This is a genomic window from Stenotrophomonas sp. YJH_SMC_106-19 (assembly GCF_059368375.1).
In genome coordinates this window covers 574,400-589,041 of the sequence record NZ_JCAFRQ010000001.1, presented here as the reverse complement: position 1 = coordinate 589,041, position 14,642 = coordinate 574,400, and the positions used below count along the sequence as shown (strand labels likewise).

The window sequence follows — 14,642 nt, the reverse complement described above, 5'->3', positions numbered from 1 at the left end:
GCATGGGACCGAACCCAAGCCGCGCGCGGGCGGGCCGCCCTGCCGGCGAATGTCCCCCGGCGCCGGCCTTCGACCGTCGCCTCCTCCTTTACTTCGCCGGCAGGGCGGCCCGCCCGCGCGCGGCTTGGAGAACGATCCGGATCCGGCTGGGGCACAATGTGCGGATGACGGAACGACTTCGCATTGCCGTGATTGGATACGGCACCGCTGGCCAGGCGATGGCCATCCTGCTGACCCGCGACGGGCACGACGTTGAGATCTTCGAGCGCGTGCCGACCCCTGGGCCGGTCGGCGCCGGTTTCCTGTTGCAGCCCAGCGGCCTGCAGGTGCTGTGGCAGATGGGACTGCTGGAGGCCGTGCGCGCGCATGCCGCGCCGGTGCATCGGCTTTATGGCGACACGCCGTGCGGACGTGCGGTGATGGACATGGGCTATGGCGGCCTCGATGTCCGCCTGCACGGTCTGGGCATGCAGCGCGGCGCCCTGTTCTCGCTGCTGGACCAGGCCCGCGATGGCGCCGGCCAACTGCATGCGGGGACCACCATCGACGCGGTCGATACCGCGCGGGGGCAACTGCGCGACAACGAAGGCCGCACCCATGGCCCGTTTGACCTGGTAGTGGCGGCCGACGGCGCAGCGTCGTCCCTGCGCGCGACCATTGCCGGCGGCGCTGGCCTCGACCGCGTCTATCCGTGGGGCGCATTGTGGTGCCTGCTGCCGGCCGGAGAGTGGCCGCACGTGCAGCAGCTGCGCCAACGCTACGTCGCCGCGCGCAAGATGATCGGCCTGTTGCCGGTGGGCACGCGTCCGGGTGATGACACCCCGCGCCTGAGTTTTTTCTGGAGCCTGCCACGCGCCGACTTCGCGCGTTGGGAAGATGAAGGCATGCAACCGTGGCTGCAGGAACTGCATGCGCTCTGGCCCGAGGCCAGCGCACGCTTCGATCACCTGCACGATGCCGGACAGCTGTCCCGGGCGGTTTACCGCGATGCGGTGATGACCCGTTGGCATCAGGGGCGCATGGTCCTGGTCGGCGATGCAGCGCACGCGATGAGCCCGCAGCTGGGGCAGGGGGTGAACATGGCGCTGCTCGATGCGCTGGCGCTGCGAGACGCGCTGCGTGTGCATGGCGCTGGTGAGACGGCACTGCAGGCTTACCAGGCGCAGCGACGTGCGCATGTGGCGGTGTACCAGCGCTGGAGCCGCTGGCTGACGCCGCTGTTCCAGTCCGATCGCGATGCGTGGGCCAAGGCGCGCGACGCGCTGCTTGGCCCGATGGGGCGGCTGCCGGGGGGACGCGGGCACATGCTGCGGGTGCTCAGTGGAACCCAGCACGGCTGGTTCGGTTCGCTTGCTCTGGATCCAGCCTTCCTCGAAGCCCTGGCCCGGCCGCCCGTTGCGCGTGCCACGCAGGCTGCCACGGCGGCTGCGTGAATCACATCATCACGTGAATTAACGGTTACCTCACTGCGTCTGTGCGACAAGAGTGAAGCACGCCACAGCTGCGTCGCCCGTTTTCCTCTCCGTGATTCGAACATCGCGTGGCCCGGGTGGCGCCGCCGTCGCGGCCTGCTGCGGCCCGGATGTGCTGCGAGTTCACGAGGAGGACGCCATGTTGTTCGCGGTCGAAGAGCTGGAATCGGAAATCTGCAAGCTGCGGGGATTGCTGCAGATGCTGCACGAGGACCAGCCCGACGTTCTGGAGGATGTGTTCGAGTTCCATGTGGGCAGCCTGATCAGTCATGCGCTGCCGGAACACCACACGCACATCCGCGCCTGCGCGCAGGAAATGCTGTCGGCCGTCCAGGCACTGCCGCGCCGGCAGAGCAACGACACGCCCGATTTCCATCTGATGCCGGCGCTGGCGGGCGTCCGGCCGGCCTGACTGTCGCGCCCGCTGGCCTTACCGGCCAGGCATCGCCACCAGACCCTGTTCGACACAGGCGATGCGCCGTTCACCCTGCGCCGGTGCGATGACCCAGCCGCCGGTGAAGGCGGAGAATGCCGGCAGCACCGTCAATCCTTCGCGGAGCCAGAACGCCGGAAAGCGGCGGCGCAGCGCCGGCAGTGCGATCTGCGGATGGATATGGCCGGCAATGACGTGCGCCGCGGGCATGTGCCGTGGTTCATGGCACAGCAGGAACGCGCCCAGTTGCACCTCCTCATGCAGCTCCACCTGCAGCGCCGCGTGCGGCAGGTGCCGATCATGATTGCCGCGTATCACATGCACCGCCAGCGCGGAGTGCTGCTCTCGCCATCCCAGCCATTGCCGGTACCACGCCGCACGATGCGCCGGCCCATGCAGCACATCGCCCAGTATCCACAGCTCGCGGCAAGCCCTTGCCTGCACCAGCCTCTGCAGGCGCTGCAGGTCGTCGCGGGTGCCGCCGGACGGCAGCGCGATGCCGGCGCGGCGGAACAGGTCGGCCTTGCCCAGGTGCAGGTCGGCGATCAGCAAGGCCTGCCGGGCCGGCCACCACAGTGCGCGCGCACCGAGCAGCAGCATGGGTTCACCGCCCAGCGTCACGGCCAGCTCATCGGCCATGGCGTCTCTCCAACTGCTGTGCGGCACGCAGCACGCGGGTGCGCCAGTCTTCATTGCTGAACTGTCCTCGCAGGCGCTCGGCCCACAGCGGGAAGCCCAGCGGTGTCAGCGAGGCGGGATGCTGCAGTGACAGTGACTGCGTGCCGATGCGTTCGAGCACCTGCTGCAGGCCCGGCAGATCCAGGCTGTCCTGCAGCACTTCATGCTCGGCCAATGCCAGCAGCAGATGCTCGGGGTCGTGCTCACGCAGCACGTCGTACAGCAGTCCGGCCGAGGCCTGCAGCTGGCGCAGCGAGCGCGGCGCGCCTCCGGGCAGGCTGGGTACCAGCAGGCCAGCGACGCGTGCGATTCCGCGGAACTGGCGTCGCGCGAGCTCGCCCAGATTGACGGCGGCACGCAGGTCCTCAAGCAGCTGATCGGCCGCGAACAGTTCCTTCCATTGCTCCGCCTGCAGCTCGATCGGCTGCGTCGGTGCCAGCACCAGCCCGTGGTCATTGACGGCATAGCCGATGCTGTTGCGCTGCCGGCGCGTGCAGCGCAGCGCCAGCAACGCCGCCAGTGCCTCGTGGATGTGGCGTCCGGCAAAGGGATAGACGAACACGAACTGGCCTTCGCGGCGGCGCACGTCTTCCAGCAGCAGGTGCGCAGGCGATGGCCGGGCAGACAGGCGCGACTGCAGTGCCATCAGAGGGGCCAGCCAGCGCGACTCGGCGCTGTCGTCCGCGCCGGACAGCACCGCTTCCAGTTCGCGCCCGAGCGGCATCGACAGGGGCAGCTGGCCACCCTGCCAGCGCGGGACGGTGCCTTCACCGCCCTTGCGGGCCAGGCGCACATAGGCGGTCATGTCGCGCAGCTGCACCAGCTCCAGCATGCGCCCGGCGAACTGGAATCGATCGCCTCTGCGCAGGCGGCTGGCGAACTGTTCTTCCACCGAGCCGAGGCCACCGCCGCGCAGGAACTGCACACGCACGGCGCCATCGCTGCTGATGGTGCCGATTGACAAGCGATGGCGCAGGGCCTGGCGGCGGTCGTGCACGCGATGGTAGCCGTCCGCGTCGAGCACCACCTTGTGGAAGTCCGGGTACTGGGCCAGTGCCCGTCCCCCCTGCACGATGAAGTCCAGGACAGCCTGCCATTGCGCGTCGCCCAGGTGCGCGAATGCGTGCGTGCGCCTCACCTGCGCCAGCAGCGAGCGGCTGGTGAATCCCCCCGCCAACGCGCGGCTGACCGCATGCTGGGCGAGCACGTCCAGCGACAGGGTTGGCGGTCGCCTGGCTTCAACCACGCCGTCGCGCAGCGCGCGGCGGACGGCGGCGTACTCGGCCAGTTCCAGCGCATGGCTGGGCACGCACAGGATTCTGCCGCTGGCGCCGGGGCGATGCCTGGCACGGCCGGCGCGCTGGCGCAGCCGCGCCACGCCCTTCGGGCTGCCGAGCTGCAGTACCTGGTCCACTTCGGGAAAATCGACGCCCAGATCCAGGCTGGAGGTGGCAACCACGCAGCGCATCGCACCGGCGCGCAGGCCGTCTTCCACCTGCTGACGCAGTGCGGGGTCCAGCGAACCGTGGTGCAGCGCCAGCGTGGCGGCATCCTCCGGCCACACCGCCGCCAGCGCCTGGTGCCACAGTTCGGCCTGCGCCCGCGTGTTGGTGAACAGCAGGCTGCTGCGCGCGGCCATCAGCGCTTCCAGCACGCGCGGAAGCTGCGCCAGGCCAAGATGTCCAGCCCAGGGAAAGCGCTCGCCCGGTGCCGGCAGCAGGCTGCTTACGGTGACCGGACGCTGGCGCGCGCCTTCGACGATGGGTGCATCCGGTCTGTCCGGCAGCAGCACGTCGCGCGCCTGCGGCAGATTGCCCAGCGTGGCCGACAATCCCCACAGCTGCAACGCAGGCGTGGTGTCGCGCAGCAGTGCAAGATTCAGCTGCAGCAGCACGCCGCGCTTGTTGCCCAGCAGTTCATGCCATTCGTCGACCACCACGCAGCGCAGCTGATGCATGCGTGGCAGGGTATCGGGGTAGGTGAGCAGCAGTGCCAGTGATTCGGGCGTGGTCACCAGCACGTCGATGCGCCCTTCGCGCGCCAGGCGCCGCTCGCGCTGGCTGGCGTCGCCGCTGCGCAGGCCCACGCGCCACCCCAGGCCCAGGCCATCGACGACCGATTGCAGTGCGCGTGCGGTGTCGCTGGCCAGGGCACGCAGCGGGGTCACCCACAGCACCTGCAATGGGCGCACCGCGCTGGGGCGGGCGGGTACGGGTGCGGGCGCGATCATCGCCTGCAGCAGCGGTCCGCCGAACATCGCCAGCGTCTTGCCGCTGCCGGTGGGGGTATGCAGCAGGCCCGATTCGCCTGCCAGGTAGTGACGCCACATGGCGCGCTGGAAGGGCAGGGGTTTCCAGCCGCGGCTGGCAAACCAGCCGTTCAGCCGCTGCAGGGCCTCGCTCCGCGTCATCGTGCCAGGGCCTGCAGCGTCGCCAGCTGATCGGCCTCGCTGGCCGGCTTGTCGTGGCGCCAGCGCAGGATGCGCGGAAAACGCACGGCGATTCCTGATTTGTGCCGTGCACTGCGGTTGACCGCCTCGAAGCCGAGTTCGAACACCTGCTCGGCGCGGACGCTGCGTACCGGTCCGAAGCGCTCGCGGGTGTTGGCGCGGATCCAGCGATCGAGGGCGAGGATTTCCTGATCGTCCAGGCCCGAGTAGGCCTTGGCCACCGGAACCAGCGCATCGCCGTCCCATACGCCGAAGGTGTAATCGGTGTACAGCGTGCTGCGCCGGCCATGGCCGGCCTGTGCGTACAGCAGCACGGCGTCGATGGTGAGTGGATCGACCTTCCACTTCCACCAGTCACCACGGCGCCGGCCGGACTGGTACGCCGAGCTGCGGCGCTTCAGCATCAGGCCCTCCACGCCGCGCTCGCGCGCGGCGTCGCGCAGCGCGGCCGCCCGTGCCCAGTCCCCGGCGGGCACCTCCGGCGACAGCTGGATGCGCGCATCGCCGAGCGTGCCGAGCAGTTCCGCCAGCTGCACGCGCCGCTGCTGAAGCGGCAATGCGCGCAGGTCGTTGCCGTCGCGTTCGAGCAGGTCGTAGGCCAGCATCCGCACCGGCGTCGTACGCAGCGTGGTGGCGCCCGGCTTGCGGCGCTGGATGCGGGTCTGCAGGGCGGTGAAGGCTTTCGGAAGATCGGCCGGCTCATCCCAGGCCAGCAGTTCGCCATCCAGCACCGATCCGTCCGGCAGCAGTGCGGCGGCCTGCTCGATCTCGGGGAACCGGCCGTCCAGGCGCTCTTCGCCACGCGACCACAGCGCCACCTCGCCGCGACGACGCAGCAGCTGCAGGCGGATGCCGTCCCATTTCCATTCCAGCAGCCAGTCGTCGATGCTGCCCAGGCGATCACCGGGCTCACCTTCCAGCGGCGAAGCGAGGAAGAACGGATACGGCTGCTGACGGTCCAGCGGCAGTTCTTCCGGCGACAGCAACTGTGCGAGCAGGGTGGGCGAGGGCACCCAGGTGCCCAGCATGCGCTGCGCGATGCGCGCGATGTCCAGTCCGGACAGTTCGGCCAGCGCCTGCTGGACCAGGCGCTGCGACACGCCGACGCGCAGTGCACCGGTCAGCAGCTTGTTGAACACCAGGCGCTCGTTCGCGGGCAGCTGGCGCCAGCCCTCGACCACGGCTGCACGTCGCTCGGGCTCGGGCTGATTGGCCACGGCCAGCAGATGCTGTTCGATCCAGTCGGCCAGAGGGCGGTCCGGCGCCGTTACCGCTGGGTCGTCCAGCAGCAGGGTCAGTGTCTCCGCCAGATCGCCGACCTGCGCATAGCTGTCCTCGACCAGCCACGCAGGCAGTCCGGCTTCCTCGCCGATCCAGCGGCGCAGCTCGCCGCTGGCAGCGATCTTCCGGCGCGCACCCCCGACCTTGCCACCGCTGAGCAGGAACAGGGCCCAGGCCGCATCGTGCGGTCGCGCGTGACGGAAGTAATCGACCAGCGCCGCGCGCTTGTCCAGCGTGGCAGTGCTGCGATCGAGGCGTTGGTACAGCGCGGCGAAGGCCTTCATTCCTCGCTCCCGAAATCGGTGCGGAAAGCCTCCGCAGCGACACCGCGCTCGCGCAGAAACGGAATCAGCGCATCGGTGTTGCCATGGGTCGCGATGACGCGTCGTGCCCCGGTCTGCTCGATGGTACGCAGCAACGCGGGCCAGTCGGCGTGGTCGGAGATCACGAAGCCACGATCGACGTTGCGGCGCCGGCGGTTTCCGCGCAGCTGCATCCAACCGGAGGCGAAACCCAACTGGTGGCGCCCGAAGCGGCGCAGCCAGGGCGTGCCGGCGGCCGAGGGCGGGGCGAGGATCAGCCGTCCGGCCGCATCGGCCTGGCGCCCCTGTTCGGCGACGGCGATCGTGTCCAGCATCGGGATGCCCGCAGCGCGATAGACGGCCACGCCATTGGCGATGGCACCGTGCAGCCATGCCGGCGGTTCGCCCCGTGCCAGCAGCTCGGCCAGCACGCGCTGGGCCTTGCCCAATGCATAGCAGAGCAGGACGGCGGCTTCACCGCGCTGCGCGCATTCCTCGCGCCAGGACGCGATCTCGGCAGCCACGGCTGCGGTGTCCGGCCAGCGGTAGATGGGCAGGGCGAAGGTCGCCTCGGTGATGAAGGTATCGCAGGGCACCACTTCGAACGGCGTACAGGTGGGGTCGGGCTGGCGCTTGTAGTCACCGGAGGCGACCCACACCTGCCGGCCATCATCGATGCGCACCTGCGAGGAGCCGAGCACATGACCGGCCGGATGCAGCGACACCTGCACCCGGCCCAGCGCAAAGGGTGCGCCCTCGGCATGCGCGTGCAGCGGTACGTCGCCCAGCCGCCAGCGCAGGATCGGCGCGCTGCCCGTGCTGCAGTGGTATTCGCCCATGCCCGGGCGCGCGTGGTCACCATGACCATGGGTGATGACCGCGCGCGGCACCGGCCGCCAGGGATCGATGTGGAAATCGCCAGCAGCGCAGTACAGCCCTTCCGGGCGCAGCACCACAAGATCGTCGTTGCCTGCCATGGCTGCACTGTGGCGCGCGGCTCGTGCACGGGGTGAGAACCGGCCTGAACGCGGGCTTGGCGCAGCATGCGGCACAATCGGATCGCATACCTCTTGCCGCCGGATGGATCGCATGAGTGGACCGGGTTTCAGCAGCACTGCCCCCTTCGAGACCCATGTGGTGCTCAATCAGCCGCCACCGTTCGCCGGGCGCCAGCTGTGGACCGATGACGCAGCGTTGATGGAGGCGGTGCATCGCGAAGGCGCCGCAGCCTTCGTCCCGCGCCTGGCGCAGTACGGTGCGCTGGCCGGTGACGAGCTGTACCGGCTCGGATTCGATGCCAACCGCGACCGCCCGCGCCTGCGCACCCACGACGCGCAGGGGCATCGCATCGATACGGTGGAGTTCCATCCGGCCTACCACCAGCTGATGACCGCCGCGAAGGCGCATGGCGTGGCCGGCCTGTCCTGGCATGAGCCGCAGCCGGGTGCGCATGTTGCACGCGCGGCGCTGAGCTATCTGCACCACCAGGCCGAGGCCGGTACCAGTTGCCCGTTGACGATGACCCATGCGGCGGTAGCGGTGCTGCGGTCGCAGCCGAACCTGGCCGAATGGGCGCGCAAGGCCGCCGCACCGGTGTACGACCCGCGCGACGTACCGGTGGCCGACAAGGCCGGCATCACCCTGGGCATGGGCATGACCGAGAAGCAGGGGGGCTCGGATGTGCGCGCCAACACCACGCGAGCAGAGCCCATCGACGGCGAGCGCTATCGGCTGGTCGGCCACAAGTGGTTCTTCTCGGCACCCATGTGCGATGGCTTCCTCGTGCTGGCGCAGGCACCGGGCGGACTGACCTGTCTGCTGATGCCGCGCCGGCTTGCCGATGGCGACCGCAATGCATTCCGCCTGGTGCGGCTGAAGGACAAACTGGGCGATTGGGCCAACGCGTCCAGCGAGGTCGAGTTCTGCGGCGCGCAGGCGTGGCGGGTGGGCGAAGAGGGGCGTGGCGTGGCCACCATCATCGGCATGGTGATGATGACCCGCCTGGACTGCATGCTGGGTGCCGCAGCGGAAATGCGCATGGCGCTGGCGCAGGCGCTGCACCATGCCCGCTACCGCCGCACCTTCGGCCGGTTGCTGGTGGAGCATCCGTTGATGGCCAACGTGCTGGCCGACCTCGCACTGGAATCAGAAGCGGCGACGGTGCTGTCGATGCGCATCGCGCGTGCGGTGGAACGTGCGTCCTTCGATGCCGGCGAGGCGGCGCTGGCCAGGCTGGGCACGGCGCTGGGCAAATACTGGGTGTGCAAGCGGGCGGCGACCTTCGTCAACGAGGCGCAGGAATGCCTGGGCGGCGCGGGCTATGTGGAGGAATCAATGCTGCCGCGCCTGTACCGGCAGGCGCCGCTGAACTCGATCTGGGAAGGCAGCGGCAACATCCAGTGCCTGGATGTGCTGCGGGCACTGGCCCGCGAACCGGAGACGCTGGCCGCACTGCAGGGCGAGCTGTCGGCGGTGGCTGATCGCGATGCGCGCTATGCCGCTGCGCTGCAGCGTTGGGTAACGACCCCGGCACCGGAAGAGTCGCAGGCGCGGATGTTCTGCGAGCGCACCGCATTGCTGCTGCAGGCGGCGCTGCTGCTGCGTGCACGCAGTCCGGTGGCGGATGCGTTCATCCGCAGCCGGCTCGGCGGTGAACATGGATGGGTGTTCGGCACCCTGCCGGCCGGGTTGGACCTGTCGGAAATCCTGGCGCGCGCGCTGCCGTAGCGTGGAATTCTGTAGAGCGCCGCAGCGTGGCTGCGGCGCTCTGCAGTACCGGACGCGGCTCAGTGCTTGGCTTCTTCCTTGGCCGCGTTCGCCTTCGCGTCATTTGCGACATCACGCGCCTTGTCGGCGACCTTCTGTGCGGCGTCCGCGGTCGCATCGCTGGCGTGTGCAGCGGCGTCGGTGGCGGCGACCTTGGCCTGGTCAGCAGCATTGGCGGTAGCGTCAGCCGCCTTGTCCAGCGCCTGCTGGGTATCGGCCGCCGCCTGCTCGGATGCAGCTGCCGTCTTGTCGGCGGCCTCGCGGGTAGCTGCGGCGGCCTGGTCGACTGCGTCACGGGCGGCGGCGCCTGCGCTGTCGGCAGCCTGCCGCGCATCCTGGCGGGCCTGTTCGGCTTCCGGGCCCTTGCAGGCGGCCAGGCCGATCAGCAGCGAAGCGGCCAGCAGGGACAGGGTCAGCGAGCGGATCTTCATGGCGGTCTCCGGTAGTGCACTGCGGCAATGGATGGGGACGCCAGCCTATTCACGCCCTTGTGAAGGCAGGGTCGCGGAACGCGATGCAAAGAAAAAGCCGCTGGCGAACCAGCGGCTTTTCCAGAACAGCGTGAAGAAAGAAGTTATTACTTCTTGGCTTCTTCAGCAGCGTCCTTGGCCTGCTCGGCGGTGCCTTCGGCAGCCTTGGCAGCGTCCTTGGCCTGTTCAGCAGCAGCGTCGGTAGCGGCGCCAGCAGCCTGGGCAGCGGCGTCAGCCGAAGCGTCAGCAGCGGTGGCGGCGGTGTCGGCGGCCTGCTGGGCAGCGTCGGCGGTCTGGGCGCCAGCAGCGGCGGCCTGATCGGCAGCAGCCTGGGCTTCGGTGGCGGCTTCGTTGGCCGAAGCAGCGGCGTCCTGGGCAGCTTCCTGCTTCGAGCAGGCGGCCAGGGCCAGAGCCAGGGACATCGCGACCAGCAGCTTGTTGATGCTCATTGTGTGAATCCTCGTCGTTAGATTAGGCAACGCGCAACTGCGCGCCGACAACATGATGACAAGCCACGTTTGGCTGTCAAGCGATCCCGCATTCATTTTTGCGAAATCGCAGTTAAACCTTTTTAAATCAATTCGATGGCAATTGCGGTCGCCTCGCCACCACCGATGCACAGGGTGGCAATGCCGCGCTTGCCACCGCGCGTGCGCAGGGCGTTGACCAGGGTCACCACCAGGCGTGCCCCGGATGCGCCGATCGGATGCCCCAATGCGCAGGCCCCACCATTCACGTTGAGCTTGTCGTGGGGAATGCCCAGTTCGCGCATCGGGGCCATCGCCACCACGGCGAAGGCTTCGTTGATTTCGAACAGATCCACCTGGTCCAGCGACCAGCCGGTCTTCTGCAGCAATGCGTGGATGGCGCCGATCGGTGCGGTGGTGAACCACTCCGGCTCCTGCGAATGCGTGGCGTGGCCGACGATGCGTGCCAGCGGGGTGATGCCGCGGGCCTTGGCGTCTTCCTCGGTCAGCAGCACCACGGCGGCGGCGCCGTCGGAAATGCTGGACGAGCTGGCAGCGGTCACGCTGCCGTCCTTCTTGAACGCCGGGCGCAGGGTCGGAATCTTGGCGATGTCCGAGCGGCCGGGCTGTTCATCGGTGTCGACCTCGACCTCACCCTTGCGGGTGGCCACCTTCACCGCGACGATCTCGTCGGCGAACGCACCGTTGGCCTGCGCCGCCTGCGCGCGCTTGACCGATTCGATGGCGTAGGCGTCCTGCTCCTCGCGGCTGAACTGGTACTTGTCCACGGCGCACTCGGCGAATTCACCCATGGCCTTGCCGTCGTAGGCGTTGACCAGGCCATCGTGGGCCATGTGGTCCACCGCCTGGAAGTTGCCGAAGCGGTTGCCGGTGCGCGAGTTGGGCAGCAGGTGCGGCGCGTTGGACATCGACTCCATGCCGCCGGCAACCACGACCTTGGCCGAACCGGCTTTGATCAGGTCATGCCCGAGCATGATGGTCTTCATGCCCGAGCCGCACACCTTGTTGAGGGTGCTGGCACCGACGGACAGCGGGATGCCGGCGGCGATCGCGGCCTGGCGGGCGGGCGCCTGGCCAAGGTTGGCCGGCAGCACGCAGCCCATCAGGACTTCGGAAACGTCGCTGGCCGGGACACCGGACTGCTCCAGCGCTGCGGCGATGGCGGCCGCGCCGAGGGTCGGGGTCGGCACACCGTTGAACTGGCCGAGGAAGGAGCCGATGGCGGTGCGTTTGGCGGCGGCGATGACGATGTTGGACATGGCAATCTCGTTGATGCGTAAGCAATGTTCGGAAAGGAGACCGGGGGCGTTGGATGCGCTCCGGTTTCCCGGCAGACTGCGTGGGGGTCGGCCCAAGTATAGAGGGTCGGGGATGGCTGCCGCTGGATGGCGCCGCATGCCCGCCGGGATGAAGGCGGGCCAACGTTCATGGGATGGAATCGATGGAACGCACGACGATGGCACGGTCGGTCCTGGCAGCGGCGCTGGCGATGGCGCTGACGGCGTGTGGGGGCGGAGGTGGCGGTGGCAACGTGCGCGTTGACCCGCCGCCCACCACGCCGCCGCCCACCACGCCGCCGCCTGCACCGCCGCCGCCGACCACGCCGCCCCCGCCCAAACCGCTGGAGCCGGCCTTCGATGCGCACCTGTCGGTCACCCATGCGGGTGCCGCGCAGGCCACCGGTGCCACCGGCAGGGGCGTGCGCATCGGTATCGTCGATTCGGGTGTGCAGCGCGCGGCCGCCGCGCTGAACGGGCGGGTAGTGGCCAACCTCACCTACATCGACCCTGCCCGCAACAATCTGGGCGTGGACGATGTGGTCGGCCATGGCACTGCCGTCGCCAGCCTGGCCGCGGGCGCAGCGGTCGGGCGCTGGCCCGGCGGCATCGCGCCCGGTGCGCAGATCGTGTCGGCGCGGATCATCTCCGACAAGCCGCCGGCAGACGACGGCAGCGGCCAGGGCAATTCCTTCAGCGGCACCCTCGGAGTGGCCCAGGTGCACCGCGACCTGATCAGCTACAACGTCAAGGTGATGAACAATTCCTGGGGCGGTCTGTACTGGACCGACCTGCCCACCACCGCCCAGGTCGCCGGCGAGTACCGGCCTTTCGTCATCAATCACGGCGGGCTGGTGGTGTTCGCCGCGGGCAACGACGCGCGCAGCGAGCCCAGCAGCCTGGCGGCGTTGCCGGGCCAGGCGGGCGTGGCAGGCTCGCGGCCGGCTGCGGATCTGGAGCGCGGCTGGCTGGTGGCCACGGCCGTCGATCCCTACGCGCCGGACACGCTGGCCGGTTACGCCAATGCCTGCGGCCAGGCGGCGCGCTACTGTCTGGCGGCGCCGGGCAGCGCGGTCTATCCGGATGACGCGGGCACCAGCTACTTCTGGAACTACGGCACGTCCTTCGCCGCACCTCTGGTGTCGGGCGCGGCCGCGCTGGTGTGGGAGCGGTATCCGTACTTCGACAACAACCTGGTACGGCAGACCCTGCTCGGCACGGCCAAGGACATCGGCGCCCCCGGCGTGGACCCGGTGTTCGGCTACGGGCTGCTCGACATCGGCAGGGCCATCAACGGGCCGGGACGTTTCGACTGGGGCGACGTGGTTGCCAATGTCGACGCAGCATCCACCGGTTCGGTCTGGAGCAACGACATCGTCGGCAGTGGCGGCCTGGTCAAGCAGGGCGCCGGCGTGCTGGCGTTGACCGGCAACAGCAGCTACAGCGGTGCCACCCGCATCGAAGGCGGTGTGCTGTCGCTGCGCGACGGCGGCGTGATCCGTTCCAGCGTGAGCATCCTGCCGCAGGCCGATCCATCATCCAGCGGCCTGCAGTTCAATGGCGGCACGCCCCGCGTGGTCGGCAACGTGACCAACGGCAGCAGCGTGTTCCTGACCACTGCCAACACCACGGCGACCATCGAAGGCAACTACGTGCAGCAGGCCGGCGCACAGCTGATGATCGCGCTGGGGGCCAACGCGCTGCAGGTCACCGGCAGCGCCCGTCTGGACGGTGGCGTGCACGTCCACGGATTCGTCGATGGCTACGTGCCGCAGGACGGTACCCGGCAGGATCTGATCCATGCTGCAGCCGGCCTGACCGGCACCTTCAGCACCGCGGCCACATCCAGTGGCCTGCAGGGGCTGGCCCTGCTGCAGACCAGCTATGGCTATGACAGCAACAACGCATGGTTGAACCTGACCCGGATCAGTGTCACCGCCGCTGCGCGTGGGCTCGATGCCGGTGTGCAGACAACTGCGGCGCGGCTGGAAGGCGCGTTCGTCGAACTGGACGGCAACCACGCGTTGCAGGATTCGCCATTCGGTGGCGCAGCGGCCGGCCTGCAGCGCAGCACGGGCCTGGCGGCCACGCTGGAGAGCCTGTCCGGCAAGGCCCACGCACGGGCCGAGGCGGCAACCTTCGACAGCATCGACATGTCGCGACGCGCGGTGGCCGCCCGTTTCGATCGCGTGCAGGCTCTGCCTGCGCTGCGCGGTGCCTGGCAGAGCACGTTGGGTGAGGCAGGGCAGGGCAGTTTCGCCGGCAGCGCGACCGACAGCCGGGGCTGGATGGCCGGTCAGGACGTGCCGCTGGGCAGCCATGGCCTGTTGGGCATGGCGTTCGGTGAAACACGCAGCAACGGTGGCAGTGCCTTCAACGGTGATCGCGGGCAGGACCGCCAGGCGCAGGCGCAGCTGTATGCCGGCTGGAGCGTTGGGCGCGGTTATGCACTGGCGCAGTTCGGCACAGGGCGGTTCACCCGCGAACTGGACCGGCAGCTGCTGCTGGGTGCAGGTGCCTACGGCGTTTCCGCGCGCTACGGCGGTCGGTTCAGCAGCGCCAGTGTCGAAAGCGGCTATCGCTTCGGCACCGTCGGCGCGTCGTTGACACCGTATGTCGGTGCCAGTGCCACGCGGGTGGATACCGCGGCGTTCAACGAGCGCGGCGGCTTCGGTTTCGGCCTGCGGGGTGAAGCCAATCGTGCGCAGCGCAGTCAACTGCTGGCGGGGCTGCGCGGCGAGCGCGGCTGGGGACGCTGGACGCTGCGCGGGCACGCCGAATGGCAGCAGCGCCTTCAGGGCGGCGCCGGGGAGTGGCAGGCCAGCTTCGTCGGTGTCGACGCGTGGGCACCGTTGCCCGGTGCCGACTCATCGCGTGGCAGCGCGCTGCTCGGGCTTGCGCTGGAGTCGTGGTGGGGACGGAGTGGCCGTCTGAGCCTGGGCATCGATCAGCGTGTCGGCGGTGATGACGCACGGCAAGCGGCGCTGCGTTACAGCGCCGGGTTCTGATCCATCATGGGGTTGCCG

11 protein-coding genes are annotated in these 14,642 nt (G+C 69.3%); 4 read left to right on the top strand and 7 right to left on the bottom strand.

The features are described 5' to 3' along the window. Nucleotides 1–164: 164 nt before the first annotated feature. Together AC5P5M_RS02700 and AC5P5M_RS02695 are read left to right on the top strand one after the other, a co-directional pair. Nucleotides 165–1,433 carry an FAD-dependent oxidoreductase gene (locus AC5P5M_RS02700; RefSeq protein WP_164153133.1) on the top strand — a complete coding sequence of 423 codons (1,269 nt, stop codon included), beginning with the start codon at nucleotides 165–167 and terminating at the stop codon, nucleotides 1,431–1,433. A 178-nt stretch (nucleotides 1,434–1,611) separates the two neighbouring features. Beyond that, the gene (locus tag AC5P5M_RS02695; protein WP_053519542.1) at nucleotides 1,612–1,884 is read left to right on the top strand and encodes a hypothetical protein; all 273 of its coding nucleotides are present in this window, start codon (nucleotides 1,612–1,614) and stop codon (nucleotides 1,882–1,884) included. Between the two features lie 18 nt (nucleotides 1,885–1,902). Here AC5P5M_RS02695 and pdeM read toward each other — a convergent pair whose 3' ends face one another. Genes pdeM through AC5P5M_RS02675 form a run of 4 tightly spaced genes read right to left on the bottom strand, consistent with a single transcriptional unit; the run spans nucleotide 1,903 to nucleotide 7,592 of the window. Next, nucleotides 1,903–2,544 (bottom strand): ligase-associated DNA damage response endonuclease PdeM, encoded by a 642-nt coding sequence (gene pdeM, locus AC5P5M_RS02690; protein WP_065181810.1) that lies wholly within the window; start codon nucleotides 2,542–2,544, stop codon nucleotides 1,903–1,905. Then, entirely contained in the window at nucleotides 2,534–4,993 is a 2,460-nt protein-coding gene (locus AC5P5M_RS02685) for a ligase-associated DNA damage response DEXH box helicase (RefSeq protein WP_164153132.1), read from the bottom strand. Before AC5P5M_RS02685 ends, pdeM begins: the two co-directional genes overlap by 11 nt. Continuing rightward, on the bottom strand, nucleotides 4,990–6,597 hold the full coding sequence (locus AC5P5M_RS02680) for an ATP-dependent DNA ligase (RefSeq protein ID WP_164153131.1): 1,608 nt from the start codon (nucleotides 6,595–6,597) through the stop codon (nucleotides 4,990–4,992). The genes AC5P5M_RS02685 and AC5P5M_RS02680 overlap by 4 nt, the downstream gene beginning before the upstream one ends. After that, entirely contained in the window at nucleotides 6,594–7,592 is a 999-nt protein-coding gene (locus AC5P5M_RS02675) for a ligase-associated DNA damage response exonuclease (RefSeq protein WP_053519546.1), read from the bottom strand. Before AC5P5M_RS02675 ends, AC5P5M_RS02680 begins: the two co-directional genes overlap by 4 nt. 112 nt (nucleotides 7,593–7,704) lie before the next feature. Between AC5P5M_RS02675 and AC5P5M_RS02670 the strand changes: the two genes are divergently transcribed. After that, complete coding sequence (locus AC5P5M_RS02670) at nucleotides 7,705–9,342, top strand: acyl-CoA dehydrogenase family protein (RefSeq protein WP_368865706.1); 1,638 nt, start codon at nucleotides 7,705–7,707, stop codon at nucleotides 9,340–9,342. Between the two features lie 59 nt (nucleotides 9,343–9,401). Here AC5P5M_RS02670 and AC5P5M_RS02665 read toward each other — a convergent pair whose 3' ends face one another. From AC5P5M_RS02665 to AC5P5M_RS02655, 3 genes are all read right to left on the bottom strand, one after another. Then, on the bottom strand, nucleotides 9,402–9,812 hold the full coding sequence (locus tag AC5P5M_RS02665) for a hypothetical protein (RefSeq protein WP_053519548.1): 411 nt from the start codon (nucleotides 9,810–9,812) through the stop codon (nucleotides 9,402–9,404). A 146-nt stretch (nucleotides 9,813–9,958) separates the two neighbouring features. Next, nucleotides 9,959–10,300, bottom strand: a complete 342-nt coding sequence (locus tag AC5P5M_RS02660) for a hypothetical protein (protein ID WP_053519549.1) — start codon at nucleotides 10,298–10,300, stop codon at nucleotides 9,959–9,961. Nucleotides 10,301–10,422: 122 nt separating this feature from the next. Further along, nucleotides 10,423–11,598 carry a thiolase family protein gene (locus AC5P5M_RS02655; RefSeq protein ID WP_053519550.1) on the bottom strand — a complete coding sequence of 392 codons (1,176 nt, stop codon included), beginning with the start codon at nucleotides 11,596–11,598 and terminating at the stop codon, nucleotides 10,423–10,425. A 182-nt stretch (nucleotides 11,599–11,780) separates the two neighbouring features. Between AC5P5M_RS02655 and AC5P5M_RS02650 the strand changes: the two genes are divergently transcribed. Beyond that, nucleotides 11,781–14,624: a S8 family serine peptidase gene (locus AC5P5M_RS02650; RefSeq protein ID WP_495205536.1), complete on the top strand. Its 2,844-nt coding sequence runs from the start codon at nucleotides 11,781–11,783 to the stop codon at nucleotides 14,622–14,624. Nucleotides 14,625–14,642: the final 18 nt, after the last annotated feature.

What these genes read in the sequence shown, in the direction of transcription:
- AC5P5M_RS02700 (WP_164153133.1), top strand. Translation starts at nt 165, where the DNA reads ATGACGGAACGACTTCGCATTGCCGTGATTGGATACGGCACCGCTGGC.
- AC5P5M_RS02695 (WP_053519542.1), top strand. Translation starts at nt 1,612, where the DNA reads ATGTTGTTCGCGGTCGAAGAGCTGGAATCGGAAATCTGCAAGCTGCGG.
- pdeM (WP_065181810.1), bottom strand. Translation starts at nt 2,544, where the DNA reads ATGGCCGATGAGCTGGCCGTGACGCTGGGCGGTGAACCCATGCTGCTG.
- AC5P5M_RS02685 (WP_164153132.1), bottom strand. Translation starts at nt 4,993, where the DNA reads ATGACGCGGAGCGAGGCCCTGCAGCGGCTGAACGGCTGGTTTGCCAGC.
- AC5P5M_RS02680 (WP_164153131.1), bottom strand. Translation starts at nt 6,597, where the DNA reads ATGAAGGCCTTCGCCGCGCTGTACCAACGCCTCGATCGCAGCACTGCC.
- AC5P5M_RS02675 (WP_053519546.1), bottom strand. Translation starts at nt 7,592, where the DNA reads ATGGCAGGCAACGACGATCTTGTGGTGCTGCGCCCGGAAGGGCTGTAC.
- AC5P5M_RS02670 (WP_368865706.1), top strand. Translation starts at nt 7,705, where the DNA reads ATGAGTGGACCGGGTTTCAGCAGCACTGCCCCCTTCGAGACCCATGTG.
- AC5P5M_RS02665 (WP_053519548.1), bottom strand. Translation starts at nt 9,812, where the DNA reads ATGAAGATCCGCTCGCTGACCCTGTCCCTGCTGGCCGCTTCGCTGCTG.
- AC5P5M_RS02660 (WP_053519549.1), bottom strand. Translation starts at nt 10,300, where the DNA reads ATGAGCATCAACAAGCTGCTGGTCGCGATGTCCCTGGCTCTGGCCCTG.
- AC5P5M_RS02655 (WP_053519550.1), bottom strand. Translation starts at nt 11,598, where the DNA reads ATGTCCAACATCGTCATCGCCGCCGCCAAACGCACCGCCATCGGCTCC.
- AC5P5M_RS02650 (WP_495205536.1), top strand. Translation starts at nt 11,781, where the DNA reads ATGGAACGCACGACGATGGCACGGTCGGTCCTGGCAGCGGCGCTGGCG.